This is a genomic window from Streptomyces sp. NPDC057099 (assembly GCF_042671245.1).
Lineage (GTDB): Bacteria > Actinomycetota > Actinomycetes > Streptomycetales > Streptomycetaceae > Streptomyces > Streptomyces purpurascens.
Genome location: NZ_JBHUTX010000041.1, coordinates 1 through 23,193 on the forward strand (window position 1 = coordinate 1; position 23,193 = coordinate 23,193).

The 23,193-nt window shown below is 69.0% G+C and carries 28 protein-coding genes and 2 tRNA genes; 21 read left to right on the forward strand and 9 right to left on the reverse strand.

Translation table 11 applies throughout. The annotated features are described in order from the left end of the window. The first annotated feature begins 508 nt into the window (after positions 1 to 508). The 3 genes from ACFT4A_RS32940 (at position 509) to ACFT4A_RS32950 (ending at position 4,336) form a co-directional block, all read left to right on the forward strand. On the forward strand, positions 509 to 2,128 hold the full coding sequence (locus ACFT4A_RS32940) for an ABC-F family ATP-binding cassette domain-containing protein (RefSeq protein WP_382837537.1): 1,620 nt from the start codon (positions 509 to 511) through the stop codon (positions 2,126 to 2,128). Positions 2,129 to 2,168: 40 nt separating this feature from the next. Beyond that, positions 2,169 to 2,900, forward strand: a complete 732-nt coding sequence (locus ACFT4A_RS32945; RefSeq protein WP_382837539.1) for a 2OG-Fe(II) oxygenase — start codon at positions 2,169 to 2,171, stop codon at positions 2,898 to 2,900. Positions 2,901 to 3,049: 149 nt separating this feature from the next. After that, positions 3,050 to 4,336, forward strand: a complete 1,287-nt coding sequence (locus ACFT4A_RS32950) for an MFS transporter (protein WP_382837542.1) — start codon at positions 3,050 to 3,052, stop codon at positions 4,334 to 4,336. A 70-nt stretch (positions 4,337 to 4,406) separates the two neighbouring features. On the opposite strand, the gene ACFT4A_RS32955 is transcribed toward ACFT4A_RS32950, so the two are convergent. Next, positions 4,407 to 4,479 (reverse strand) — tRNA-Ala (locus tag ACFT4A_RS32955). A gap of 181 nt (positions 4,480 to 4,660) precedes the next feature. Between ACFT4A_RS32955 and ACFT4A_RS32960 the strand changes: the two genes are divergently transcribed. Both ACFT4A_RS32960 and ACFT4A_RS32965 read left to right on the forward strand, forming a co-directional pair. Beyond that, positions 4,661 to 5,209: a DNA-binding protein gene (locus ACFT4A_RS32960; RefSeq protein ID WP_189727172.1), complete on the forward strand. Its 549-nt coding sequence runs from the start codon at positions 4,661 to 4,663 to the stop codon at positions 5,207 to 5,209. Between the two features lie 268 nt (positions 5,210 to 5,477). Then, positions 5,478 to 6,938 (forward strand): protein kinase, encoded by a 1,461-nt coding sequence (locus ACFT4A_RS32965; RefSeq protein ID WP_382837545.1) that lies wholly within the window; start codon positions 5,478 to 5,480, stop codon positions 6,936 to 6,938. Between the two features lie 36 nt (positions 6,939 to 6,974). Here the strand turns inward: ACFT4A_RS32965 and ACFT4A_RS32970 are convergent, their stop codons facing one another. Beyond that, complete coding sequence (locus ACFT4A_RS32970; RefSeq protein WP_382837547.1) at positions 6,975 to 8,297, reverse strand: hypothetical protein; 1,323 nt, start codon at positions 8,295 to 8,297, stop codon at positions 6,975 to 6,977. A gap of 183 nt (positions 8,298 to 8,480) precedes the next feature. Beyond that, a complete protein-coding gene (locus ACFT4A_RS32975; RefSeq protein WP_003999697.1) occupies positions 8,481 to 8,609 on the reverse strand; it encodes a DLW-39 family protein in 129 nt (42 codons plus the stop codon). A gap of 337 nt (positions 8,610 to 8,946) precedes the next feature. Between ACFT4A_RS32975 and ACFT4A_RS32980 the strand changes: the two genes are divergently transcribed. Then, a complete protein-coding gene (locus tag ACFT4A_RS32980) occupies positions 8,947 to 9,279 on the forward strand; it encodes a DUF6344 domain-containing protein (RefSeq protein ID WP_382837550.1) in 333 nt (110 codons plus the stop codon). Positions 9,280 to 9,643: 364 nt separating this feature from the next. Here the strand turns inward: ACFT4A_RS32980 and ACFT4A_RS32985 are convergent, their stop codons facing one another. Together ACFT4A_RS32985 and ACFT4A_RS32990 are read right to left on the reverse strand one after the other, a co-directional pair. Further along, positions 9,644 to 9,781 carry a hypothetical protein gene (locus ACFT4A_RS32985; protein ID WP_382837554.1) on the reverse strand — a complete coding sequence of 46 codons (138 nt, stop codon included), beginning with the start codon at positions 9,779 to 9,781 and terminating at the stop codon, positions 9,644 to 9,646. Positions 9,782 to 9,852: 71 nt separating this feature from the next. Beyond that, complete coding sequence (locus tag ACFT4A_RS32990) at positions 9,853 to 10,026, reverse strand: hypothetical protein (RefSeq protein ID WP_167516023.1); 174 nt, start codon at positions 10,024 to 10,026, stop codon at positions 9,853 to 9,855. 874 nt (positions 10,027 to 10,900) lie between these two features. Between ACFT4A_RS32990 and ACFT4A_RS32995 the strand changes: the two genes are divergently transcribed. Beyond that, positions 10,901 to 11,470, forward strand: a complete 570-nt coding sequence (locus ACFT4A_RS32995) for a nuclease-related domain-containing protein (protein ID WP_382837558.1) — start codon at positions 10,901 to 10,903, stop codon at positions 11,468 to 11,470. Here ACFT4A_RS32995 and ACFT4A_RS33000 read toward each other — a convergent pair whose 3' ends face one another. Continuing rightward, positions 11,471 to 12,229 carry a GntR family transcriptional regulator gene (locus ACFT4A_RS33000; RefSeq protein WP_382837561.1) on the reverse strand — a complete coding sequence of 253 codons (759 nt, stop codon included), beginning with the start codon at positions 12,227 to 12,229 and terminating at the stop codon, positions 11,471 to 11,473. Positions 12,230 to 12,418: 189 nt separating this feature from the next. Here ACFT4A_RS33000 and ACFT4A_RS33005 point away from each other — a divergent pair, with 189 nt between their 5' ends. The 14 genes from ACFT4A_RS33005 (at position 12,419) to ACFT4A_RS33070 (ending at position 19,456) form a co-directional block, all read left to right on the forward strand. After that, on the forward strand, positions 12,419 to 12,751 hold the full coding sequence (locus ACFT4A_RS33005; protein WP_382837564.1) for a hypothetical protein: 333 nt from the start codon (positions 12,419 to 12,421) through the stop codon (positions 12,749 to 12,751). A gap of 2 nt (positions 12,752 to 12,753) precedes the next feature. Beyond that, positions 12,754 to 14,094 carry an FtsK/SpoIIIE domain-containing protein gene (locus ACFT4A_RS33010; protein WP_382837566.1) on the forward strand — a complete coding sequence of 447 codons (1,341 nt, stop codon included), beginning with the start codon at positions 12,754 to 12,756 and terminating at the stop codon, positions 14,092 to 14,094. A gap of 80 nt (positions 14,095 to 14,174) precedes the next feature. Further along, positions 14,175 to 14,366 carry a hypothetical protein gene (locus ACFT4A_RS33015; RefSeq protein ID WP_382837569.1) on the forward strand — a complete coding sequence of 64 codons (192 nt, stop codon included), beginning with the start codon at positions 14,175 to 14,177 and terminating at the stop codon, positions 14,364 to 14,366. A gap of 5 nt (positions 14,367 to 14,371) precedes the next feature. Then, positions 14,372 to 14,539, forward strand: coding sequence for a hypothetical protein (locus ACFT4A_RS33020; protein WP_382837572.1), 168 nt, complete (start codon positions 14,372 to 14,374; stop codon positions 14,537 to 14,539). A gap of 79 nt (positions 14,540 to 14,618) precedes the next feature. Then, positions 14,619 to 15,281: a DUF2637 domain-containing protein gene (locus tag ACFT4A_RS33025; protein WP_382837574.1), complete on the forward strand. Its 663-nt coding sequence runs from the start codon at positions 14,619 to 14,621 to the stop codon at positions 15,279 to 15,281. Between the two features lie 20 nt (positions 15,282 to 15,301). After that, positions 15,302 to 15,490 carry a mobile element transfer protein gene (locus tag ACFT4A_RS33030; protein ID WP_382837576.1) on the forward strand — a complete coding sequence of 63 codons (189 nt, stop codon included), beginning with the start codon at positions 15,302 to 15,304 and terminating at the stop codon, positions 15,488 to 15,490. Positions 15,491 to 15,504: 14 nt separating this feature from the next. Continuing rightward, positions 15,505 to 15,660: a hypothetical protein gene (locus ACFT4A_RS33035; RefSeq protein WP_382837579.1), complete on the forward strand. Its 156-nt coding sequence runs from the start codon at positions 15,505 to 15,507 to the stop codon at positions 15,658 to 15,660. Between the two features lie 14 nt (positions 15,661 to 15,674). Continuing rightward, a complete protein-coding gene (locus tag ACFT4A_RS33040; RefSeq protein ID WP_382837582.1) occupies positions 15,675 to 15,986 on the forward strand; it encodes a SpdD protein in 312 nt (103 codons plus the stop codon). A gap of 1 nt (position 15,987) precedes the next feature. Then, positions 15,988 to 16,221: a hypothetical protein gene (locus ACFT4A_RS33045; protein ID WP_382837585.1), complete on the forward strand. Its 234-nt coding sequence runs from the start codon at positions 15,988 to 15,990 to the stop codon at positions 16,219 to 16,221. Between the two features lie 93 nt (positions 16,222 to 16,314). Continuing rightward, positions 16,315 to 16,494 carry a hypothetical protein gene (locus ACFT4A_RS33050; RefSeq protein ID WP_382837588.1) on the forward strand — a complete coding sequence of 60 codons (180 nt, stop codon included), beginning with the start codon at positions 16,315 to 16,317 and terminating at the stop codon, positions 16,492 to 16,494. A 5-nt stretch (positions 16,495 to 16,499) separates the two neighbouring features. Then, positions 16,500 to 16,688 carry a hypothetical protein gene (locus ACFT4A_RS33055; RefSeq protein WP_382837591.1) on the forward strand — a complete coding sequence of 63 codons (189 nt, stop codon included), beginning with the start codon at positions 16,500 to 16,502 and terminating at the stop codon, positions 16,686 to 16,688. Positions 16,689 to 16,692: 4 nt separating this feature from the next. Next, complete coding sequence (gene repSA, locus ACFT4A_RS33060; RefSeq protein ID WP_382837594.1) at positions 16,693 to 18,114, forward strand: replication initiator protein RepSA; 1,422 nt, start codon at positions 16,693 to 16,695, stop codon at positions 18,112 to 18,114. Further along, complete coding sequence (locus tag ACFT4A_RS33065) at positions 18,111 to 18,299, forward strand: helix-turn-helix domain-containing protein (RefSeq protein ID WP_382837597.1); 189 nt, start codon at positions 18,111 to 18,113, stop codon at positions 18,297 to 18,299. The genes repSA and ACFT4A_RS33065 overlap by 4 nt, the downstream gene beginning before the upstream one ends. 74 nt (positions 18,300 to 18,373) lie before the next feature. Continuing rightward, a complete protein-coding gene (locus tag ACFT4A_RS33070) occupies positions 18,374 to 19,456 on the forward strand; it encodes a tyrosine-type recombinase/integrase (RefSeq protein ID WP_382837600.1) in 1,083 nt (360 codons plus the stop codon). A gap of 55 nt (positions 19,457 to 19,511) precedes the next feature. Here ACFT4A_RS33070 and ACFT4A_RS33075 read toward each other — a convergent pair. From ACFT4A_RS33075 to gyrA, 3 genes are all read right to left on the reverse strand, one after another. Then, positions 19,512 to 19,588: transfer RNA gene (locus ACFT4A_RS33075), tRNA-Ile, on the reverse strand. Between the two features lie 114 nt (positions 19,589 to 19,702). After that, positions 19,703 to 20,542, reverse strand: coding sequence for a DUF3566 domain-containing protein (locus ACFT4A_RS33080; RefSeq protein ID WP_382837603.1), 840 nt, complete (start codon positions 20,540 to 20,542; stop codon positions 19,703 to 19,705). 18 nt (positions 20,543 to 20,560) lie between these two features. Next, complete coding sequence (gene gyrA, locus ACFT4A_RS33085; RefSeq protein ID WP_382837606.1) at positions 20,561 to 23,155, reverse strand: DNA gyrase subunit A; 2,595 nt, start codon at positions 23,153 to 23,155, stop codon at positions 20,561 to 20,563. Positions 23,156 to 23,193: the final 38 nt, after the last annotated feature.

Genomic DNA, 23,193 nt, shown 5'->3' on the forward strand with positions numbered 1-23,193 from the left:
TGTATAAGAGACAGGGGCCGCACACCCGCTCACTCTGTCAACAGCGGTGGACCATCACCTGAGCGGCGTCGGCCACGTCCATCTCCTCGATGAAGAAGATGTCATCCTGCTCCTGCGAGGCAACCTGAATTGCGGACTCAGCAACGTTCTCGTTCACTGTCGCTCCTCATGTGCAGCGGAACTGAATTGCTCTGACGTCAGGAAGCTTCACCATTCAGACAGGCCCTTGTCAAGCGTCCCTCATCCTGATTTATTTTTCACCGCAAAGCATGCTCAATGCCTGCAACACGGACATTTCTTCCCCTTGTGTTCAGAGATCTGGCCAGGCAGGATCCGTGAAACGCGTGAACGCCTTTGACGCCGCACTACGGGGGGATTGATGCGGGGGGATTGAAGGGCCACCGGGGAGGGGTAGTGAACCCCTTGGGCGGACCACCTAAAACCGGAGCGTTGAATTCCGCGCCGCACACAGCGCATCTTCCAAAGCGAGAGAACGAAGCTCAGAATCATGGGATTCCTTGAATTCAACAGCGTCCGCTGCAATCTCGCCGACGGGCGAACACTGTTCGCAGACGTCAGCTTCTCCGTGGGGGCAGGGGAGGTCGCGGCGCTGATCGGCCACAACGGCGCGGGGAAGAGCACCCTGGTCAACGTGGCGGGCAAGCGCCTCAAGCCGCGGGCCGGCACCGTCCACGTGCAGGGCGGCCTGGCGATGATGCCGCAGTTCATCGGTTCGGTGCGGGACGAGTCCACCGTGCGCGATCTGCTGCTGGCCGCCGCCCCCGAACGGATCGCCACGGCCGCGGCGGACATCGACGCCCTCGAACTCGAGCTGATGGAGCGCGACGACGAGCCCACGCAGATGCGGTACGCCGAGGCGCTGAGCACCTGGGGCGAGGCCGGCGGCTACGAGATCGAGGTGCTGTGGGACGTGGTGACCACCGCGGCGCTCGGCATGCCCTTCGACCGCGCCCGCTTCCGCGACGTCAACACCCTCTCCGGCGGCGAGCAGAAGCGCCTCGTCCTGGAGGCGCTGCTGCGCGGGCGCGAGCAGGTGCTCATCCTCGACGAGCCGGACAACTACCTCGACGTCCCGGGCAAGCGGTGGCTGGAGGAGCAGCTGCGCACCACCGACAAGGCGGTGCTGCTGGTCAGCCACGACCGGGCCCTGCTGGGCAACGTCGCCACCAAGGTCGTCGCTCTCGAAGGCCGCGGCACCTGGGTGCACGGCGGCTCCTTCACCGGCTGGAAGGAAGCCCGCCAGGCGCGGCGCGAACGGCTGGCCGAGCTGCACCGCCGGTGGGACGAGGAGCACGAGCGGCTCAAGGACCTGGTGCACACCCTCGGCGAACAGGCGAAGATCAGCGCCGCCATGGCGCCCCGCTACCGCGCCGCCCAGACCCGGCTGCGCAAGTACGAGGAAGCCGGCCGGCCGCCCGAGCTGCCCCGGGAGCAGCGTGTGGTCCCCCGGCTGACGGGCGGCCGTACCGGAACCCGCGTCATCACCTGTGAGCGGCTGGAACTGACCGGGCTGATGAAGCCGTTCGACCTGGAGATCTACCTGGGAGACCGGGTCGCGGTGCTCGGATCGAACGGCTCAGGCAAGAGCCACCTGCTGAAGCTGCTGGCCGGACTCGACGTCGACCACGCGGGCTCCTGGCGGCTGGGCGCCCGGGTCGTACCCGGCTTCTTCACCCAGACCCACCAGCACCCGGAGTGGGTGGGCAAGACCCTCGTGGAGATCATGGGCCGCGGTGAGGGCATCCGCGAGGGCCTGGACCGCGGGGCCGCCGCGGGCATGCTCTCGCGCTACGAGCTGGCGGCCGCGGCGGACCAGCGCTTCGAAACGCTCTCCGGAGGACAGCAGGCCCGGTTCCAGATCCTGCTCCTGGAACTCGGCGGCGCGACGCTGCTCCTGCTCGACGAACCGACGGACAACCTCGACCTGGTCTCGGCCGAGGCGCTGCAGCAGGCCATCGAGGAGTTCAACGGCACGGTCGTCGTGGTCACCCACGACCGCTGGCTCGCGAGCTCCTTCAACCGCTACCTCCTCTTCCGCTCCGACGGCGAGGTGGTGCAGACGCAGGAACCGGTGTGGGACGAGAACCGGGTGACCAGGGCCCGCTGATCACTGGACGCGGGCCCCTACCGACCGAAGGAGAGGCAAGATGCAGGACTCGGCGCAGAGCGCTTCCGTCATGGACCACATGAGCAGGGACGCCGCGATCGCCTTCCACGGCAAGACGATCGGCATGCTGACCGCGGCCCCCGTGGCGGAAGCACTCGGCCGGCTGCGGCCGGGAAGCGACGCTCCGGCCACCAGCCTGCCTCTGATGCCTGCGGACATGACACACCCCCTCGTCTCCGAGCTGGCGGCCTTACCGACCTGGGCCACGGAGCACTGGCTGCTCACCCCCGATGACAACGTGAAGCCGTGCGACGCCGAGGAGTTCGCCGAGGCTCCTCCGGAGCGGCGCTTCTCGCGCAGCGGCTGTCTGCGCGACATCCCCCGGGACGCCCTGGGCATCCGTGCCTTCATCTCCGCGCTCAAGAGCACCGACGTGGCCGACGCGTTCTCGGAGGCCTTCGGCGAGCGGGTCTCCTTCCGCTCGGCCGACATCGCCAAGTACGAGGCCGGCCACTATCTGCGCCGCCACTCCGACACCTTCGACGACCGGCGCTTCGGCCTCGTCTTCTTCCTCTCCCCCGGGTGGGCCGCGGGCGACGGCGGTGAACTCGTGGTGGAGGCCCCCAGCGGCGCCGCCCTGGCCACCCAGCCCGAGCAGGGACGCGTGGCACTCCTGCGGATCAACCCCGGATACCACCACAGCGTGTGCGGGATCCGCTCGCGGTCCTGGGTGCGCTACTCCATCGCCGTACACTTCGGCACGGCCAAGTAGCGGCCGTTCACGGACGACGGCCCGCCCCAACGAGCCTTCGGCGTCCGGCTGTTGATCCCCGCACGGCTCTGGCCGCCACCGGCAGGGCCGTGCGGTGACGTCCGCACCGCTCTCATCAGATCTACCGGCGTGCCGCCAGGAGTCCAGACGTGCTCAAAGACCGCAGTTTCAGAAACCTGTGGACCGCCCAGACGGTGTCCCTGTTCGGCACCCAGGCCAGCGTGGTCATCATCCCGCTGCTCGCCCTGGAAACCCTCGACGCCTCCGCGTTCGAGATGGGCCTGCTCGGCAGCGCCGAGTCGCTGGCCGTGCTGCTCCTGGGGCTGTGGGTGGGCATGACCGCCGACCGCTACCCGCGCAGGTCGGTCATGGTGACGGCGAACATCGCGCGCCTGCTGCTGATCGGGATGATCCCGGTGGCCTACGCGCTGGACCTGCTGAGCATCCCCCTGCTCTTCACGACCGTCTTCCTGGTCGGCGCCCTCACCCTTCTGTACGACTCCGCGCTGTCCTCCCACATGGTGCTGACCTTCGACCGCCGCCAACTCCCCAAGATCAACTCGTATATGGAGGGCAGCACCGCGGTCAGCGAGGTCGCGGGCCCGGGCCTGGGCGGGATCCTGGTCCAGGCGCTGGGCGCGCCCATGGCCCTGGTCGCCGATGTCTGCAGCTACGTCGCGAGCACGGTGCTGCTGCTGGGATCCGGAGACGGTACGAAGAAGGGCGCGGAGACCACAGAGGTCGAGGACGCCGAGCGGGAGAACGCGGACCAGGAGCCGGAGCAGGAGACGGTCAAGGGCGCCCTGACCGGCTTCACCTGGGCCTTCTCCCACCCCATCCTGCGACCGGTGATCGTCTCCGCGGCCCACTTCAACTTCTTCACGGCGATGTTCTTCGCCGTCTACACCTTCTACGTGGTCAAGGAGTTGGGCTTCAGCCCCCTCCTCGTGGGTCTCGCGAGCGCGGCCGGAGGGCTCGGCGGCGTCCTGTCCGCGACGGCCGCCTCCTCGTTCATGAGCAGGGTGCGGACCCGGCTGCTCTACGTCCTGTCCCTGGTCGTGCCCACCGTGGGCGCCTTCCTCGTCCCCGGCTCCGGACTGCTGGACTCCTCCCTGCTGCGGTTCCTCGCCGTGGCCGCGGGGATGTTCCTGTGGAGCTTCGCCATCGTCGTGAACCTGGTCATGAGCGAGACGATCAAGCAGATGGTGACGCCGACGCACATGATCGGCCAGGTCACCTCCGCCATGCGCTTCACGACGCTGGGCTTCGAACCCGTCGGCGCGATCGTGGGCGGCACCGTCTCCCAGTTCCTCAGCCCCACCACGGCCCTGGTCATCGCGTCCTGCGGCCTCGCGACCTCCATCGCCTGGGTCGTCCTCAACCGCCACCTCGGCACGTACGACGTGAACAAGGCCGAACCCGTGAACACTGCCTGACCCGATGCGCCGACCGGCACGAGAAGACCCCCCTGCCTGCGTTTCCGCAGTTCAGAGGGGTCTGATCAAGTGGAGCCTAGGGGAGTCGAACCCCTGACATCTGCCATGCAAAGACAGCGCTCTACCAACTGAGCTAAGGCCCCGGAAGGGGACATCCGCCCGGACGAAGCACGTCCCGGCGGGCGTCGGAGACCAGAGTACCGGGTCACCCCCGTGATTCCGCAAAAGGATTGGGGGTCCCCGTCGCCGACCACTCTCCGTAAGATGCTCGGCGTGGTTCGCTACCGCGAACCGCCGTACATGGGGAAGCGATGGGGAGACGCAATGGACGCCGCACAGCAGGAAGCCACCGCAAGAGCGCGGGAACTGCAGCGGAACTGGTACGGGGAGCCGTTGGGGGCGCTCTTCCGTAGGCTCATCGACGATCTTGGTCTCAACCAGGCTCGTCTCGCGGGGGTTCTGGGACTGTCCGCACCGATGCTGTCGCAGCTGATGAGCGGGCAGCGGGCGAAGATCGGCAACCCGGCCGTCGTGCAGCGCGTGCAACTGCTGCAGGACCTGGCCGGACAGGTCGCGGACGGCAGCGTGAGCGCGGCCGAGGCCACTGAGCGCATGGAGGAGATCAAGAAGTCACAGGGGGGTTCGGTGCTGAGCAACACCACGCAGACGACGACCAGTTCGGGAGCGCCCACGGTCAAGCGCGTGGTCCGGGAGATCCAGTCGCTGCTGCGCTCGGTCGCGGCGGCTGGCGACATCATCGAGGCCGCGGAGACCCTCGCCCCGACCCACCCGGAACTGGCAGAGTTCCTCCGGGTGTACGGCGCCGGCCGTACCTCGGACGCGGTCGCGCACTACCAGTCCCACCAGAGCTGATCACACCGCCCGGCCGCCGAAGGGGGTTCGGCAGCCGACGCGGAGTGATCTGACGGGGGACACCGATCGGCGTGACGGGGGACCACGCACGGGCGGGCACGAGGGGGCGTGTCACGCACGGGGGACCGATCGGAGCGAGCGGGTTCTCCCGCTCGACGGGGGAGTCGTATCACTCATCGGGGGAGTCCTCTCGCTCGTCGGGGAGTCGTAGCGCCCGGCGCGGGGGAAGCAAGGGGGAAAGCCGCAGGGGGAGGAGCGACGTACAGCCATGGGTGAGGTCTTCGCCGGCCGGTACGAACTGGTCGACCCGATCGGGCGCGGAGGGGTCGGTGCCGTCTGGCGCGCCTGGGACCACCGCCGCCGCCGCTATGTTGCCGCCAAGGTCCTGCTCCAGAGCGACGCGCACTCGCTGCTGCGCTTCGTGCGCGAACAGGCCCTGCGGATCGACCACCCCCATGTGCTCGCCCCCTCCAGCTGGGCGGCCGACGACGACAAGGTCCTGTTCACCATGGACCTGGTGGCCGGCGGTTCCCTGGCCCACCTCGTCGGGGACTACGGCCCTCTGCCACCGGCCTTCGTCTGCACCCTGCTCGACCAGCTGCTGGCGGGGCTGGCCGCGGTGCACGCGGAGGACGTCGTGCATCGTGACGTCAAACCGGCCAACGTGCTGCTGGAGGCCACCGGCACCGGCCGGCCGCGGCTGCGGCTGTCCGACTTCGGCATCGCCATGCGGCTGGGCGAACCCCGGTTGACGGAGACCAACCTCGTCGTGGGAACGCCCGGCTATCTCGCGCCCGAGCAGCTGATGGGCGCCGAACCCGACTTCCCCGCCGACCTGTTCGCCGTAGGACTGGTCGCGCTGTATCTGCTGGAGGGGGCCAAGCCGGACAGCAAGGCGCTCATCCAGTACTTCGCCGAGCACGGGACGCCCGGCGCGCCCAAGGGCATCCCGGAGCCGCTGTGGCAGGTGGTGGCCACCCTGCTGCAGCCGGACCCGCAGGCGCGGTTCCGTACGGCCACGGGGGCGCGCAAGGCGCTCGCCGCCGCCGCGGAACTCCTCCCGGAGCCCGGCCCGGACGACGAGCTGATCGAGATCTTCGACCAACTCGGCCCGCTGCCCCCGGGGTTCGCCCCCGAGGGCCCGCTGGAGAGAGCGCGGGGGCTGGGTCGGCAGGACCGCAGGGAAGAGCCGTCCGGCCCGAGAACGGACGAGGCACCGTCGGGCGACCACAGCGACGCCTGGCCGTCCCCCGAGGCCGTACCGCCCGGCCCGCGCCAGGAGACCGACCCGTCAGCCACCCCGTCCACGCCTGCTCAGCCTGCCTCCATGTCGGACACCGGCAGCTTCCATCTGCCGCCTCCGCAGGCCACCGGCACGTACTCCCCCGCGCCCGACGGCCCGCCCTACGACACCACCCACCGGCTGCACACCTCCCAGCCGCTCCCACCGGCGTACGCCGGCCACGAGGGCCACCCCGGTCAGCCCCTGCCCCCCGCAGCGCACTACTCCACCGGCACCTCCACGGCCTCGTACACCGCCCAGAACCCACACCAGGCCCCACAAGCGCCACAGGCCCCTCCGCCCGCCCAGCCCGCCCGGCCCGCTTCACGGCATCGCGCGGAACGGCCGCGCCGCCGCCCCGGCCCTCCGGCCAAGGTGGCGGTCCCGCTCCTGCTCCTCGCGCTGGCCTGCTACGCCGTCGGCTTCTGGGCCCTGACCCGCATCTGAGCCCGCATGGGCATGAGCCCCGGCGAGGAACCGGCGCTACCGGGCAGGACCCCGCCGACGGGCCATCACGGTCCACACCCCGAGCCCCACCAGCAGCGCGCTCCCGGTGCCGATGCCGCCCACGGCGAGCGCCCTCATCGCGGTGTCGTCGCCCCCGGCCACGCCTTCCGCCGCCGCCTCCCGCTCCTGGTCCGAGACTTCGAAGACGCCCGCGGGCTCGGACTCCCCCGTGTACGCGGGCCCGCTCTTCGCCGCTCCGCTCACCCGGACGCGCAGGGTCATCGCGAACGGCCCGTCCCCGAAGCTGTCGGCGACGCTCTCGGCGAGATGCGCGACGAGGTAGTAGGAGCCGGCGAAGCGCAGGGCGCCGACCTGGCCGACGGCGGCATTGCGGTTGGCGTGGTCGACCGGCGGCAGGGGAGGCAGGCTGCCGGAATTCTGGTCGCCGTCGTAGCCGACGCTCACGTCGGCGACATGGCCGCGGGCGGGGTTGTAGAGGGCCAGGTCAAGGGCGCCGGTCGTGTAGCCGGTGCCGCCGGAGTCCGTGCTGCCCAGCTCGGCGGTGGCGTGGAGCTGCCGGCCCCAGTCGACCGGCACCTCGTAGAAGACCGTCTGTCCGGGCCGGAGGTAGTCCCGCCAGACGCCCTGGTCGAGGGGCGTCGCCCCGGCGAATCCCGCACCGCCCCGGCGGCGCTCCGCCTTCCCCTGGAGCGGCTGGGGCGTGGCGGAGTTCCACGCCTCGGGCGCGCTGGTCGCGCCGGTCTTCGCCGTCCGCGGTTCCGTCATGGCGAGGAGTTCCAGGTCCCAGGCGTCCGGCGAGGAGCCCTCGCCCTTCGGGTCGACCCGCTCGACGGAGACGTAGTAGGTGCCGGCCTTCCGGCACAGAGGCTTGGCGGGCGAGATCTCGCGCATGCCCCAGGCCGCGATCGGGTGCGGACTACGGGCGGCGCCGAAGCTCGCGGTGTCCACGGAGCAGGAATTGCCCTCGGCGTCCTGCATGGACACCCGCAGCCCGTCGATGACGGAGACGGTGCTGTCGGGGGAGGGGGCGGCGGTGACGGACACGTACGCGTTCGAGGCGGCGTCGAGTTCGATGCTGTAGTTGACCTTGCCGCTGCTGGGGAGCGAGCTCTTGTAGGCGGTGCCGGGCTTCAGGACCTGGGCGTCCGCGGTGCTCCGCGCCCCCTCGACGCTCCGGGCACCGTCGGCGAAGGCGTACGGGCTCGGTGTCAGGGTCGCGCCGGAGTCCGCACCGGAGGCCCCGGCGACGGCCAGGTCGGCGGCCAGGGCGGCCCGGCCCGGCACCACGGCGGCCGTCGCACCCAGCACCACCCCCACGACGCCAAGGCGCACCGCCACCGACGGACGCCCCCGCCACGCGCCCGCACGCCCCCACGCCGTACGACCCCGTCCCCTCACGCGCCACCCCTCAACGACGAAATTCCGTGAGCCGTGGCCCATCCTGCCCGTACGGCCGGCCCCAGGACACACAAAACCCCGACCGCGAGGCGGCCGGGGTGTGCTCGCTTTGGATGTCGTGACTCACGAACCCGTGGGCACGGAGTCAGTCGCCTCCGTCCACAGATCCTGCTCGGCGCGATCCGCCTGGATCTGGCGGTACACGAGGAGCCCGCCGATGGCGGCCAGTGCGACCAGGAGAAGCTTCTTCACCGCGCGACCTCGTCTTTCGTTGACGTAGGGGACCTCTGGCGCCCGACTATACACACCGACCGATACCGATCGGTGACCTGAGTCGGACCTCAACTCCCGTCCGGGCAACCGGGATAGAAGCGGAGTCCACCACTCCGATCGGAGGGTGATCACACCCCGACGGACGGTTACTTTGGGCGCCTTCCTCCTCTCTCCTTATATTTTCGCCCCTCCTGCGTCCATCCGAGTGGTGTTCATCGGAACATCGCCGCGCCACGGGCGTCGGTCCACCACTTCTCGACCCTCATACACATCATGAGGAAAGTACGCAAATCGCCCGACCCGAAAGTGAGGGGCCATGGCCCGGAACAAGGTCATGAAGCTGTGGACCGCCATCGTCAGCGCCTTCCTGGCGCTGTGCACGAAGCTCGGATTCGTCACCACGACCGCCACCGCGGCAGTACCGCAGGCGGAGCCGGAGCGCAACAGCGGCAGCGATCGCATCCCGCACCAGCGAACGGCATCGGCGACATCTCCCGCGTCCTTGGCGAAAGCCCTGCCCCCCACGATGAAACAGCGCATCCGGGCCGAGGCCCACGGCAAGACCCCCCGCTGCCGCCACCGCCCCCTCGCGGACACCGACGCGGAATCCGAACCCACGGCGGACTATCTCGCCCCCCTGCAACGCTGAACCACCCTCGGACCCATCCGCACGGCGACCCTGCGTACAGGCCCGGCAGCTCGACAGAGCCGCCGGGCTTCTTCATGCCCCGCCCACGCCCCCTTAGGACACGCCCCTCAGGACGCAGAAAACCCCCAACCGCTACCGGTTGGGGGTTCATCATGCTGGTGGGGCTAACAGGATTTGAACCTGTGGCCTCATCCTTATCAGGTCGATCACGGTGCGCCGTCGACATCGGTCACCGTCTCTGTGCCTCGACGAATGGTCCGCTGAAGTCCGGCGCTGACCGCTGCTGTCCGGACCTGTTGGTGTCAGTCACTGGTGTCAGACAGCGAGGGCGGGCTTGACGACCAACGTCAGGGAGTCTCAGCCACTAGCGAAGCTTGTACCAGGGGCTGGGGTCGATGCCCTTGGGGTGGCCGAAGTCCGGGTACAGCTTGTCACCCTTGATCTTGAACCAGGGGCTGGGGTCGATGCCCTCCGGGTGACCAAAGTCGGGATATGCCTTCATCGTGATGCCTCTGCCTAAGAAGTCGTCGGTGGAAGCCAGAGGGGCAGGTCCCGGAGAACCTGCCCCTCAGGTCACTTGCCCTTCGGCTTGTGCTTGGTCGGATCAACGAGCTTGTAACCCTGGCCAGCCTTGGGCGTCGGCGGAAGGGGCTTGCCCTTCACGGCCGTGACCTCGGTCTTGGAGCCGGGGACCTTGTACTGGCCCGACTTCGGCGCCGGCGTACCCGGCGTGAGCTTCTTGGCCATCCTGATCACCTACCCTCCGAGCTGGATACCGCTCGAGATACGCCCCGCCCTTCTGGGTGAAGGGCGGAGCCGTGTAGGGTCGACGGGCGCCTAGGAACGCATACGACCCCAGTTCGAACAGGTACCGACCCCGCGTCAGTCCTTCTGAACTGGGGTCTTTCGCGCTGTCGAGAAGGATAGCGCCTCCTGTGGCTCAAATGGGGTCCAGTGACCACAACTTGTGGGCACATCAGGTCTTCCAACCACTAGATGTGGGGGTAGCCGCGAACCTTTCAGGCTACCGGCACCCACTGACAGACCCCCTTCACCCACCACTCACCCCAGCTTCCATCCCGTCCGCCGTCGACCCACACACCGTGGAGCGGGCGTGGTTCATGGCGTCCAGGTGGAGCGCGCCACTGTACGAACGACCTGGACGCCATGGGCCGCGTCTGCTCGGCTCTGCCTGGGTCGACGGTGGACGGGATGGAAGCTCCCCGCGCACGCCACTACGGACCTGCACTCGGGAACGGCGCCCCCTCCATCCCGGTGCCGGCCGATCCCCCGCCGGAGGCATCGTCTTGACCATGGGCCGCGCTATGCGGTGATCGACTCATGGCCACCCGGCCCTATCCACATGTGGGCGCGCGTCGGCGGCGGCAGCGCCGAGCGGGCCGAAGGCAGGAGCGCGGGCGCAGCCAGAGCCGGGAAGCGCGCCCGGCGGAGCGGAGCGCAGCCGGGGCTTGATGAGGTAGAGAAACCTGTAACAGCTCATGGCCAGTACGGGTCTTGGCGCTGGTCACGCCTCCGTGGTGATCTGGGAGAGATCCGCGCACGAGGGGGCAGGGTGCAGCCGCTATTAGAGGACTTGGCACGGAACCGACCGGGCGACGCGGTGCGCCGCAAGATCCATGAGTTGCAGCCGAACCCACTGCTGAGACTGCTTGATCGCTGGCGCCCTGAGTCGGAGATCCGTAGCTGGTCAGATGGCCTTACAGGCGAGCGCATCACCGGCAAACGACTGAACAGCCTTCGGAGCCGCGGCTGGTTCACCCTCCATGCCATCCAGTGGGCGAGCGGCGCGGACATCGACCACCTCGCCATCGGTCCGGCCGGCGTCTTCTCCATCAATTCCAAACGGCACCGGGGCAAGGCCGTCTGGTACGGCGACTCCGCGATCACAGTGAACGGGTCCGTGCAGCGTCACATCGCCGTCAGTCAGTCCGAGGCACGCCGTGTGTCTCGCGCCCTGTCCCGGTCCTGTGGAATCGACGTGCCCGTCCGCCCCGTGATCTCCGTGGTGCACGCAGCGAAGCTCACGGTCAAGAACGCGAACCCGCCGGTGCTCGTCCTAGCTGTCGAGCACCTCGACCGCGTCTTGTCGGGCCTGGCGCCGATGTTCGACGCCGACCGGGTGGCGCATATCTACGGTGCGGCGAGGGATGCTCGGACCTGGGTTGCCTGATCAGGCGTCGAAGTCGTACTCCAGCACGTACGCGTTAGCGTCAAGGATCATCTCGTTCACCTCGACAGGGCGTCCCTCGTCCGCGAACGCCGTGCGGCAAATCATGATCACGGGGGTGCCGGTGGAGAGCTGGAGCCGGCTTGCTTCCTCCTGCGACGGCATCCGGGAGCGGATTTCCTCGCGGAAGTGCACGGGCTTGTAGCCAAGCTCTGCCAAGCGGGCGTACGTGCCGCCGGGCCCGGTGTTCTCCTGCGTGATCGCTGAACCTGCCACTAGATCAGCAGGCAGATAGGACGTGGACAACAGGACGGGCTTCTCGTCCAGCACGAAGCGTCGGCTTCGCACGCAAGCCGAAGCGCCGGCCTCGATACCGAGCACCTGATTGATCCGATCGGGTGCAGCCACCTCGGATACCTGCACTTGATCGACGACCAGTGTGCGGTCCCCAATGTCCGCCGACCAGATCGAACGCCCCGAACCCCACTGATCACGGGACAGTCGCTGTATGCCCCGCCGCCTGAGCGGCTTGAAGGTGCGTACGAACACACCCGCGCCCTTGCGGGACTCGGCCAAGCCCTCGTTCTGGAGCACGCCAAGTGCTTGCCTTGCGGTCATGCGGGCCACTTCGTACGTGGCCATGAGGTCGTTCTCTCCTGGTAGCCGATCGCCTGGGCCGTACTCGCCTGCCTGGATCGCTTCCCTCAGTTTGTCGGCGATGCGCTGGTACTTCGACTGGCGTCCGCTGCCCTGGGTGGCCATGTGATCCCTCCTTTCCTCTCTAGACACCTTAGGGGGACTTGGGTTGGCCGGCACAACTGCGGCTGGCCTCAGTGGCCAACCTGAAACCTCTCTAGAGATCTGTTGACGTCTCTAGAGATGTGCTGTTCCATTGAGTCATCTCTAGAGAGGTTGCTCACAAGGGGCGGCCTCAGGGACGAGGGGACAGCTATGCCGTCTTTCAAGATCGACACTTCGACTGCTGTGGTGTTCGTCGCGACTGCGCCGGAGCCGAAGCTCGTGAACAAGAAGACCGGGGAGCGGGCCATGGACCGGGAGAACCCGGACGTGGGTCTCTCCACGGTGGGCCTTCTGGTCTCGGATGAGGGGGAGGGGAACCTGTACCAGGTGACCGTCCCGGAGACGGGTTACCCGGAGGGTCTGGCGCCGGGTATGCCGGTGAAGGTCATCGGCCTGAAGGCGCGTGACTGGGAGAACGAGTTCAACGGCCAGAAGCGGCACGGGATCTCGTTCCGTGCGGTCGCGATCACCCCGGTGGCCTGACCATGACCGACCTGACGATGTGGCTGGAGGCCACGGGCGCCTTAGCCGGTGCCGGTGGTCTCGGCTACGCGAAGGTACGCGCTCCGCGCGTGTACTGGTCGCTGGTCGGGATGCCGGTGACCTGGGGCCGCTTCATCCTCTCGTACCGCTCGACGATGGACGTGTGCGGGCTGACGGTGCACCCGTCGGGACTGCGGGCGTTCATGACCCGCAACGTCGCTCGCCGGGAGGTGCAGCCGGTCCCGCCGAAGATCCGCCGGGTACGCGGCACGTCGACGGGGCTGCGGGTCACCCTGCGGCTTCCCGCCGGCCTGGAGCCCGCCGACGTGATCGCTTCCTCGGAACGGCTCCGGCACGCCTGGGGCGTCCACTCCGTGACCGTGGTCGAGACGAAGCCCGGCTTCGTGGAACTGCGCATGACCGGCTATGACGTGCTGCGCCGGGTGCGGATGCCCCGCAAGGCCCGCCCGCACGACATGGCCGTTCCGGTCGCGGTGCGCGAGGACGGGACCGCGTTCGAGCGGGACTACCGCAAGGCACCGATGGCACTCACCCTGGGCGCCAACCACTCCGGCAAGTCCATGTATCAGCGCAACCTGATCAAGGGGCTGGCTCAACTGCCGGTGGCCCTGGTCGGGGTCGACTGCAAGCGCGGTGTGGAACAGTCCGCCTTCGCGCCCCGCCTGTCGGCGCTGGTCACCACCCCCGATGATGCCGCCTCGCTACTCGGCATCCTGGTCGCGGAAATGGAAGACCGCTTCGACCTGCTGAGTCGTCACGGTGTCTCGGACCTGTGGGAACTGCCCGACAAGGTGCGGCCGGTGCCGGTGGTCGTCCTGGTCGACGAGGTGGCGGAACTGTTCCTGATCTCCTCCAGGAAGGATGAGGAACGCCGGGAGCGGATCGTCACGGCGTTGATCCGGCTGGCACAGTTGGCCCGTGCGATCGGCATCTACCTGGAGATCTGCGGGCAGCGCTTCGGCTCCGACCTGGGCAAGGGCGCGACCATGCTGCGGGCTCAGCTCACCGGCCGTGTGGTGCACCGCGTCAACGACAAGCAGACCGCCGAAATGGGCCTGGCGGACGTGGCCCCGGACGCGGTCCCGGCCGCGAGCCTGATCCAGATGAACCGCCCCGGCACCGCTGTCGCGGCTGACGCCTCCGGCGGCTGGTCGAAGATCCGCACCCCGAACACCTCGCGGGACGAAGTGGCCGCCACCTGCCGGGAGTTCGCCCACCTGGTCCCGAAGCTGCCGGTCCTCGATCCCTTCCGCCCCTACGTGCCCGCCCCCGCGCCGGCGGCCGGTCCGTCGATGGTCAAGCCCCGTCCGGTCACTGACTAGCAGCCCCGCTCCACCACGGTAGGCGCGACCGCATCGCGCCAGGTCCCTACCCGAGCCATGCCGAAAACGGAGTGATCCCCATGCGTGATTCCACCCGCCGGGCCTTGGAGCGCTCGGCCGAACTGACCCGACAGACCCGGTTCGTTGAGGCTGTCGAGACCGCCGAAGCGGTGTTCCGGACCGCCGACTTCGACGAACACCGTGAGATCGAAACGTGGCTGGTCGACCACGCCGACGACTACGTCCGTGACCCCGCCACCGAGGGCGAGTGATCGCTATGGCGACGCGAAAGGCCACCACGCCGGAGCCCGCGAAGTGCCCGACCTGCCAGGGCTCCGGAGAGGTCTCCCGCACCGTCCACGTCGGCCGCAAGCGCCGGCCCGTCGGCCAGCAGACCGGCCTGTGCCTGACCTGCCTCGGGTCCGGCGAAGCCTCCACCGACTGAACCCCCGCCGGGGCCGGGCGGCTGGACACCGCTCCCCGCCCGCCCCTGGCCCGACTCCCCTTGAAGGGAGGTGCCTCCTATGTCCCGCTCGATCCGTCCGGATGCCGTACTCGTACAGGCCGTCATCGCCGGCGCGCTGTCCTTCGCCCACCTGCACGACCTGGCGGAAGCTGCCGGACAGACCGGCTGGAAGGCCTGGGCCTACCCGGTCTCGGTCGACCTGCTGCTTGTCGCCGCCTGGCGTCGGCTGCGCACGGCCCGCCGCGACCGCTCCGCCTGGACCTGGTTCGTCATCGCCCTGTTCGCCTCGCTCGGCGCGAACATCGCGACCGCCGGCCTGCTCGATCTGACCCACGTGCCCGCCTGGCTGCGCATCCTCGTCGCCGGCTGGCCCGCCCTGGCCTTCCTCGGCGGAACCCTCCTGGTCCACTCGCCCGACGCCCCGGCCACTCCTGCACAGCCTGTGGACGAATCGGCGGCGCCGGAAGTCGAGATGCACCGCACCGACGAACCCGACCCCGCCCCGGCCGAGACCGTGCCGGAGCTGACCCCCGCCCCGGCACAGCCCACACCGCCCGGCGCCCCTGTGGTTCCGGCCGCGCTGCTCGACCACGCCCGGAAGATCGCCGACGCCCACCGCGCCTCCACGGGCTCACCGATGCCCGCCGACGCCCTGTCCGCCCGGCTCCAACTGCCCGCCCCGATGACCGACGCCATCGCCGCCGAACTCCAACTCACCTGACCAGAAGGGAGAAACCGCCCATGACCGCCAACCGCCGCTTCCGCAACGTGATCCGCATCGGCCCCGTGCAGGTCGCCACCGCCTACGACGGCCGTGGCCGCGACAAGCACACCGCCGCCTGCACCGCCCCCGGCTGCGGCTTCGCCGCCGACTACGACACCCGCGCCGGCGCCGAACTCGCCGCCCGCACCCACCGCTGCAAGGCCTGAGAGGAGATCTCGCCATGGACGTACCGCTCTGGCTCGCCCTGCTCGTCGTCGGATGGCTCGGCGTCAAGCTCGCCCGCCCGCCGTGGTGGCTGGTCGCCGTGCTCCTGATCGGCGGCTACCTCGTCGCCGGAAGCTTCCTCGCCCCCACCCTCGGAACCGTCCTCAAGTAGAAGGGAAACGCCTCGTGCTCACGCCGAAATACCCGCCCCAGGACAGCGCACCCCCGGCCACGGCCACCGCCCCGACCGCCCACACCCCAGCGCCCGTCCAGCCGTCCGCCCCGGTCCCGGTCCCGGTCGCCCCGGTCTCGAACCGGCCCACCGTCCAGCTCACCCCCGGCAGCGCGCTCGCCCTCGCCGCCGGCGGTGGCGCCGTGGTCCTCGTCGTCGGCGCGGTCCTGGTCTCCATGCTCCTCGCGGTCGCCATCACCGCCACCTCCGTGGCCGTGTGCGCGGTCGTCCTCCGCTCGCTCCTCAACGCCGAAAGGAACCGCTGACATGGGCATCTTCAGCCGCAAGAGCAATGACACCCCGTCCAACCCTGAGATGGCTGAGCTGGGCCGCGAGTACGCCATCGCCAAGCGCCATGGCGACCGCAAGGCCATGGGTCGCATCAACCGCCAGATCGGTACGTCCGGCATGAGCGACAGCGACCGTGCCTCGTTCGAGCAGGGCCGCGAGGGCTACGACTCCATTCCGCCCATCCCGCGCGGACGCAACCGCCGCAAGTAACGCCCGCCCGGGGCGGCCTCTACCGCCAAGTATCCGCCGCCCCGGACGGCTCCACCCATCCAGATCCAACGGACCCGAAAGGGAAGCCCCATCATGCCCCAGCACGCCCAGAACACGCCCCTCTGCCGCGACTGCGACGGCTTCGCCACCGCCGCCATCACCACCGGTGGACGCCACGCCGACGGCACCCGCGCCACCCTCCGCGTCGACTGCCCGACCTGCCAGGGCACGGGCGGCATCCTGTCCGCCTCCCTCGCGCGGGCCGGTAGGTGACCGGCATGGGCGACCTGACGCCGAACCCGGACCGTCCCGGCCTGCACATCAGCAAGCCCTCCCCGGACGCCCCGGCCCGTGGGTCCGCCGTGTGCCACTGCGGCGCGCGCGCCACCGCGAACGGTGACGCCCAGGTCCGCCTCCTGGTCCAGGGCTGGGAGTCCAACCACGGCTCCGCCCACACGAAGAGGTGACAGCGTGACCGACACCGCCACCATGGCGGGCCTGGACCCGGCCACCCTCTCCGACGTGCTGAGGGTGGCCGGGTCTCCCGGCTTCGACCGCATCCAAGAACAGATCCGCCGCACCGGCGGCTGCTCCGACCCCATCCACCTCCAGGGCTCGACCGTCACCCGTGACGCGGCTACCGGGCAGGTCCTGCACTCGTACTCCACCGACACCGAGCCCGGCGGCCGGCTCCGGGTCGCCTGCGGTAACCGCCGTGCCTCCCGCTGCCCGGCCTGCGCCTGGACTTACGCCGGAGACACCTATCACCTCATCCGCGCCGGACTCGTCGGTGACCCTGCCAAGGGCACCCCGCACACAATCCGGGATCACCCCCGGGTCTTCGCCACCCTGACCGCCCCGTCCTTCGGCCCGGTCCACAACCGCCCCGGCAACCGGCCCTGCCTCTGCGGCCAACACCACGGCGAGGACGCCCCCGAACTCGGCACACCGCTCGACCCCGCCACGTACGACTACGCCGGCGCCGTGCTGTGGAACAACCACGCCTCCGAGCTGTGGCGCTACTTCACGATCTACCTGCGCCGCGAGATCGCCAAGCGGGCCGGGCTGACCCAGAAGGCTGCCAAAGAACAGTCCCGGGTCTCCTTCGGCAAGGTCGCCGAATACCAGAAGCGCGGGGCCGTCCACTTCCACGCGGTGATCCGCTTCGATGGCCCCGACGGGCCCGATGACCCGCCGCCGGCCTGGGCCACGCTCGACCTGCTCGCCGACTCGATCCGCGCCGCTGCTGGTCGTGTCTCGGTCGACGTCCCCGCGGCTTCGTACCAGCCGAACCCCGAAGAACCGGTCCACACTCAACCGGCCCGCGTCCTGCGTTGGGGTACGCAGCTCGACGTGCAGCCGATCGGCGCCTTCGGCCACGGCGAGGAGATCACCGAACAGGCCGTCGCCTCCTATGTGGCCAAGTACGCCACCAAGGCAGCCGAGACCACCGGCACCGTCGACCGCCGCGTCGGCAACAAGGAAGCCCTAGTCCTGCTCGGCGTGCCCGACCACCCCCGCCGACTGATCGAAGCGTGCCTTGACCTGCATCCGCTCTATCCCGATCGGAAGCTCCGGGACTGGGCTCACATGCTCGGCTTTCGCGGCCACTTCTCCACCAAGTCCCGCCAGTACTCCACCACCCTCGGCGCCCTGCGCCAGACCCGCGCCGACTACCGCGCCGCCCAACAACGCGAAGCCCTCGGCCTGCCCGACCCCGACGACGAAGAGGCAACCACCCTGACCCTCGCCCACTGGACCTACGCCGGCCACGGCCACACCCCCGGCGAATCCTGGATCGCCGCCAACATCCGCCGCGACATCCAGCACAACCGCGAAATCGCCCGCGAGGAACTACCCGCCCTGCTCGAACTGGAAGGAGCCGCAACATGACCACCGCCGCCCCCGAGCTCCTGACCGTGCCGGAGGTCATGGCGCGGCTGAAGGTGGGCCGGACCAAGGTCTACGACCTGATCCGCACGCACCGCCTGGTGTCCATCAAGGTCGACGGTTGCCGGCGCATACCGGCTCACGCGGTCGGCGACTTCATCGCCGGCCAGATCGGAGAGGCTGCCTGATGGCTAAGCGACGGCCCAACGGTGGCGGCACGATCACTAAGCGGTCCGATGGCCGGTACCAGGGCGCCGCGTACGTGACCGACACCGACGGCAACCGAGTCCGCAAGTACGTGTACGGCAAGACCTGGGACGAGGCGAACGAGAAGCTCGGCAAGCTCCAAGACCAGGAGCGCAACGGCATCCCGGTCCCGTCCCGGTCCTGGACGCTCGGCGAGTGGCTGGCCTACTGGCTGGAGCACATCGTCAAGCCGGAACGCGAGCACAACACGTACGTGAAGTACGAGTCCAAGGTGCGGCTCTATCTGCTGCCTCACCTCGGCAAGAAAGCGCTGATCAAGCTCACCCCGGCGCAGATCCGTGTCTTCATGGCAGCTCTGACTCGGGAGAAAGTCGGCGCTTCGGCCCGTTTCGAGGTCCTCCGGGTCCTCCGCAACGCCCTCAACCGGGCCATGCGCGAGGAGCTGATCACGCGCAACGTCGCGCTCCTGGTCGACATGCCCAAGGTCACCAAGGACAGGGGCACGGCATGGAACGCCCGGGAAGCCATCGCGTTCCTGCGGTCGGTCCGCGCCCACCGGCTCTACGCGGCCTGCGTCCTCGTCCTGGTCCTCGGGCTCCGCCGCAGCGAGGTGCTCGGGCTGCGCTGGCAGGACATCGACTTCGAGGCTGGCCGCTTCACCCCGGTCAAACAGGTACAGCGGGTCAAGGGCGTCGGCCTGGTCCTCAAGGACCTCAAGACGGAGTCCTCACAGGCCGTGCTCCCGCTTCCCGAGTTCTGCGCCCGGGTCCTGGAGGAGCGGCGCGAGCTGCAAGCCCTGGAACGGAAGATCGCCGGTGAGCACTGGTCCCAGGAGCGGGGTAAGGACCTGATCTTCTCCTCGGAGCACGGCGGCATGATCGACCCGGTGGGCTTCTCCCGCACCTTCGATCGGCTCGTCAAGCGCGCAGGCGTCCGCCGGATCACGGTCCGCCTCGCCCGGCACACCTGCGGCACCCTGCTCGCCTTCCTGAAGGTGCATCCCAAGGTCGCTCAGGCGATCCTTCGACACAGCCAGATCAGCATGACCATGGATGTCTACACGCACGTGGTAGGGGACAGCGAGCGGGAAGCGGTCGGCATGCTCGCCGAGCTTCTGGAAGATCCACTCATCGGCTGATGTCAGCCATGGATGTCAAAGACCCCCAGTCGCTACCGACTGGGGGTCTTTTCGCTGGTGGGGCTAACAGGATTTGAACCTGTGGCCTCATCCTTATCAGGGATGCGCTCTAACCAACTGAGCTATAGCCCCGCCGCGCTGTGCGGGGGTGTGTCCCGCGCGCTGACTCCTGAAGATTAGCGCACGACATGGGCAGTCCCAAAATCGGTTGTCGGGACAACGTCAAACCATGTCAAAGGGGTCGTGTCACTCGTCCTCGGCGAGCGTCAGCTCCACACCGCCGACGAAGCCCGCGGACAGGTTGTAGATGAACGCGCCGAGGGTCGCGAGGGCCGTCGCCAGGACGACGTCGATGACCGCGATGACCGACGTGAACATCAGGACGTTGGGCAGCGACAGGAAAGCCTGCAGGTCGAAGCCGTTGGACTCGTTCGAGCCGGTCGCCTCCGAGATGGTGCCGCCGACCGTCGAGAAGACGCCCATCGCGTCCATCACCATCCACAGCACGGCGGACGCGACGATCGTGCAGATGCCCAGCGCGATGGAGAGCAGGAAGCTGACCTTCATCACCGACCAGGGATCGGCCTTCGACACCCGCAGCCGCGCCTTGCGGACGCGCGGCACGGTGCGCGCCGCTCCCGTGCGGGGCCGCCGTGCGGCACCGGCGGAGGCACCGGCGCCGGCACCGGCCGCCGCCTGCTGCGCCGGATAGGCCTGCGGCGGGTGGTACGGCCCGGCCTGCTGCTGTGCCTGCCGTTCCCCCGGCAGCGGGGAGGCCGTGTGCGAGGTGCCCTGCTCCCGCGCGGCCCCCTTGGGCTGCGGCTGCGGTTGTGGCTGGGCGCCGGATGCGGCCGGGCCCGCTCCAGCGCTGTGCTGCTGGGTCTGCGGACCTCGGGTGTCCGTCACAGTTCCCCCCTGGGATCCATGCGTGTCAGGCGAGGGCGAGTCGTCCTCGGCGGCCGGCTTGACCGCCTTGAGGTTGGTCGTGTGCGGGTCCGCCGCACGCGCGGCGGAGCCACGGCCGCCGTCGTCCGTGTCCGTACCCGTCGAGGTACCGCTCGGTCCGGCGCCCGTGGCTCCGCTCACGCTGACTCACTCCTCGTGCTACTCAGACGAGGGCGCCTCACCCTCGTCCGTGCCGGTGGCCGCGGCGCCTTCGGCGGTCTCGTCGACGACGATGTCGCCGTCGACCTCTTCCGCCTCGCGTCCCGCCTCGGCGTTGCGAGCGATGCCGACCACGGCATCGCGCTTGCCCAGATTGATCAGTTGGACGCCCATGGTGTCACGGCCGGTTTCCCTGATCTCGTTGACTCGCGTACGAATCACACCGCCCGACAGCGTGATGGCGAGGATCTCGTCGGTCTCCTCGACCACCAGCGCGCCGACGAGGGAGCCCCGGTCCTCGACGATCTTGGCGGCCTTGATGCCGAGGCCGCCGCGACCCTGGACGCGGTACTCGTCGACGTTGGTCCGCTTCGCGTACCCGCCGTCTGTGGCAGTGAACACGAACGTACCGGGTCGAACAACATTCATCGAGAGCAGCTCGTCGCTCTCGCGGAAGCTCATGCCCTTGACACCCGAGGTGGCACGGCCCATGGGGCGCAGGGTTTCGTCCGACGCGGTGAACCTGATCGATTGGGCCTTCTTGCTGATCAGAAGCAGATCATCGTCTGCCGAGACCAGTTCGGCTCCGATCAGTTCATCGTCCGAACCGTCCTCCTGCTCACGGAGGTTGATGGCGATCACACCGCCGGAACGGGGCGAATCGTAATCCTTCAGAGGCGTCTTCTTCACCAGTCCGGCCTTGGTGGCGAGGACGAGGTAGGGAACCGCCTCGTAATTGCGGATCGCCAGGATCTCGGCGATCGCCTCGTCCGGCTGGAAGGCGAGCAGGTTCGCGACGTGCTGGCCGCGCGCGTCCCGGCCGGCGTCGGGCAGCTCGTAGCCCTTGACGCGGTAGACGCGGCCCTTGTTGGTGAAGAACAGCAGCCAGTGGTGCGTGGTGGACACGAAGAAGTGGTCGACGATGTCGTCTTCCTTGAGCTTCGTGCCGCGCACGCCCTTGCCGCCGCGCTTCTGGGCCCGGTAGTCGTCGGTCTTGGTGCGCTTGATGTAGCCGCCCCGGGTGACCGTGACGACGATGTCCTCCTCGGCGATCAGGTCCTCGATGGACATGTCGCCCTCGTAGGGGATCAGCTTCGTCTGGCGGTCGTCGCCGTACTTGTCGACGATCGCGGCCAGCTCCTCGCTGACGATCTCGCGCTGGCGGACCGGGCTGGCGAGGATCTGGTTGTACTCGTTGATCTTCGCCTGGAGCTCGTCGTGCTCCTGGACGATCTTCTGGCGCTCCAGGGCCGCGAGCCGGCGCAGCTGCATCTCGAGGATGGCGTTGGCCTGGATCTCGTCGATCTCCAGGAGGTCCATCAGGCCGTGGCGGGCGATCTCGACGGTGTCACTGCGCCGGATCAGCGCGATGACCTCGTCGATGGCGTCCAGGGCCTTCAGCAGACCGCGCAGGATGTGCGCCCGCTCCTCGGCCTTGCGCAGCCGGAAGCGCGTACGGCGGACGATGACCTCGATCTGGTGCGTCACCCAGTGGCGGATGAACGCGTCGAGCGAGAGCGTGCGCGGCACGCCGTCCACCAGCGCCAGCATGTTGGCGCCGAAGTTCGTCTGCAGGTCGGTGTGCTTGTACAGGTTGTTCAGGACGACCTTGGCGACCGCGTCCCGCTTCAGCACGATGACCAGGCGCTGGCCCGTGCGCGAGGACGTCTCGTCACGGACGTCGGCGATGCCGCCGATCTTGCCGTCCTTCACCAGGTCGGCGATCTTCTGCGCGAGGTTGTCCGGGTTCACCTGGTACGGCAGCTCCGTCACCACCAGGCACTGGCGGTTCTGGATCTCCTCGACCTCGATGACCGCGCGCATCGTGATGGAGCCGCGGCCGGTGCGGTACGCCTCCTCGATCCCCTTGCGGCCGACGACGAGCGCGCCGGTCGGGAAGTCGGGGCCCTTGATGCGCTCGAGCAGCGCGTCCAGGAGGTCCTCGTGCGAGGCCTCGGGGTTCTCCAGGTACCACTGGGCACCCGCCGCGACCTCGCGGAGGTTGTGCGGCGGGATGTTGGTCGCCATGCCGACCGCGATACCGGCCGAGCCGTTGATCAGCAGGTTCGGGAAGCGGGCCGGCAGGACGGTCGGCTCCTGGGAGCGGCCGTCGTAGTTGTCCGTGAAGTCGACGGTCTCCTCGTCGATGTCACGGACCATCTCCATCGACAGCGGCGCCATCTTGCACTCGGTGTAGCGCATGGCCGCCGCCGGGTCGTTGCCCGGAGAGCCGAAGTTGCCGTTGGAGTCGACGAGCGGCATGCGCATCGACCAGGACTGGGCGAGGCGCACGAGCGCGTCGTAGATCGAGGAGTCGCCGTGCGGGTGGTAGTTGCCCATGACGTCGCCGACGACGCGGGCGCACTTGTAGAAGCCGCGCTCGGGGCGGTAGCCGCCGTCGTACATGGCGTACAGCACGCGGCGGTGGACGGGCTTGAGGCCGTCGCGGACGTCCGGCAGCGCACGCGAGACGATGACGGACATCGCGTAGTCGAGGTACGAGCGCTGCATCTCCGTCTCGAGCCCGACCGGCTCGACGCGCATGGCCAAGGCGTCACCCTCGGGCGTCGTCACGGGAGTGTTCTCGTCGGTCATTGCTGGTGAAGGTCCTTCCTGGTGCGGTCAGCTGAGAC

Bases quoted from the DNA above. Each gene is read 5' to 3' on its own strand.
- ACFT4A_RS32940 (WP_382837537.1), top strand. From the start codon at position 509: ATGGGATTCCTTGAATTCAACAGCGTCCGCTGCAATCTCGCCGACGGG.
- ACFT4A_RS32945 (WP_382837539.1), top strand. From the start codon at position 2,169: ATGCAGGACTCGGCGCAGAGCGCTTCCGTCATGGACCACATGAGCAGG.
- ACFT4A_RS32960 (WP_189727172.1), top strand. From the start codon at position 4,661: ATGGACGCCGCACAGCAGGAAGCCACCGCAAGAGCGCGGGAACTGCAG.
- ACFT4A_RS32965 (WP_382837545.1), top strand. From the start codon at position 5,478: ATGGGTGAGGTCTTCGCCGGCCGGTACGAACTGGTCGACCCGATCGGG.
- ACFT4A_RS32980 (WP_382837550.1), top strand. From the start codon at position 8,947: ATGGCCCGGAACAAGGTCATGAAGCTGTGGACCGCCATCGTCAGCGCC.
- ACFT4A_RS32985 (WP_382837554.1), bottom strand. From the start codon at position 9,781: ATGAAGGCATATCCCGACTTTGGTCACCCGGAGGGCATCGACCCCAGC.
- ACFT4A_RS32990 (WP_167516023.1), bottom strand. From the start codon at position 10,026: ATGGCCAAGAAGCTCACGCCGGGTACGCCGGCGCCGAAGTCGGGCCAG.
- ACFT4A_RS33000 (WP_382837561.1), bottom strand. From the start codon at position 12,229: ATGGCCACCCAGGGCAGCGGACGCCAGTCGAAGTACCAGCGCATCGCC.
- ACFT4A_RS33005 (WP_382837564.1), top strand. From the start codon at position 12,419: ATGCCGTCTTTCAAGATCGACACTTCGACTGCTGTGGTGTTCGTCGCG.
- ACFT4A_RS33010 (WP_382837566.1), top strand. From the start codon at position 12,754: ATGACCGACCTGACGATGTGGCTGGAGGCCACGGGCGCCTTAGCCGGT.
- ACFT4A_RS33015 (WP_382837569.1), top strand. From the start codon at position 14,175: ATGCGTGATTCCACCCGCCGGGCCTTGGAGCGCTCGGCCGAACTGACC.
- ACFT4A_RS33020 (WP_382837572.1), top strand. From the start codon at position 14,372: ATGGCGACGCGAAAGGCCACCACGCCGGAGCCCGCGAAGTGCCCGACC.
- ACFT4A_RS33025 (WP_382837574.1), top strand. From the start codon at position 14,619: ATGTCCCGCTCGATCCGTCCGGATGCCGTACTCGTACAGGCCGTCATC.
- ACFT4A_RS33030 (WP_382837576.1), top strand. From the start codon at position 15,302: ATGACCGCCAACCGCCGCTTCCGCAACGTGATCCGCATCGGCCCCGTG.
- ACFT4A_RS33035 (WP_382837579.1), top strand. From the start codon at position 15,505: ATGGACGTACCGCTCTGGCTCGCCCTGCTCGTCGTCGGATGGCTCGGC.
- ACFT4A_RS33045 (WP_382837585.1), top strand. From the start codon at position 15,988: ATGGGCATCTTCAGCCGCAAGAGCAATGACACCCCGTCCAACCCTGAG.
- ACFT4A_RS33050 (WP_382837588.1), top strand. From the start codon at position 16,315: ATGCCCCAGCACGCCCAGAACACGCCCCTCTGCCGCGACTGCGACGGC.
- ACFT4A_RS33055 (WP_382837591.1), top strand. From the start codon at position 16,500: ATGGGCGACCTGACGCCGAACCCGGACCGTCCCGGCCTGCACATCAGC.
- ACFT4A_RS33065 (WP_382837597.1), top strand. From the start codon at position 18,111: ATGACCACCGCCGCCCCCGAGCTCCTGACCGTGCCGGAGGTCATGGCG.
- gyrA (WP_382837606.1), bottom strand. From the start codon at position 23,155: ATGACCGACGAGAACACTCCCGTGACGACGCCCGAGGGTGACGCCTTG.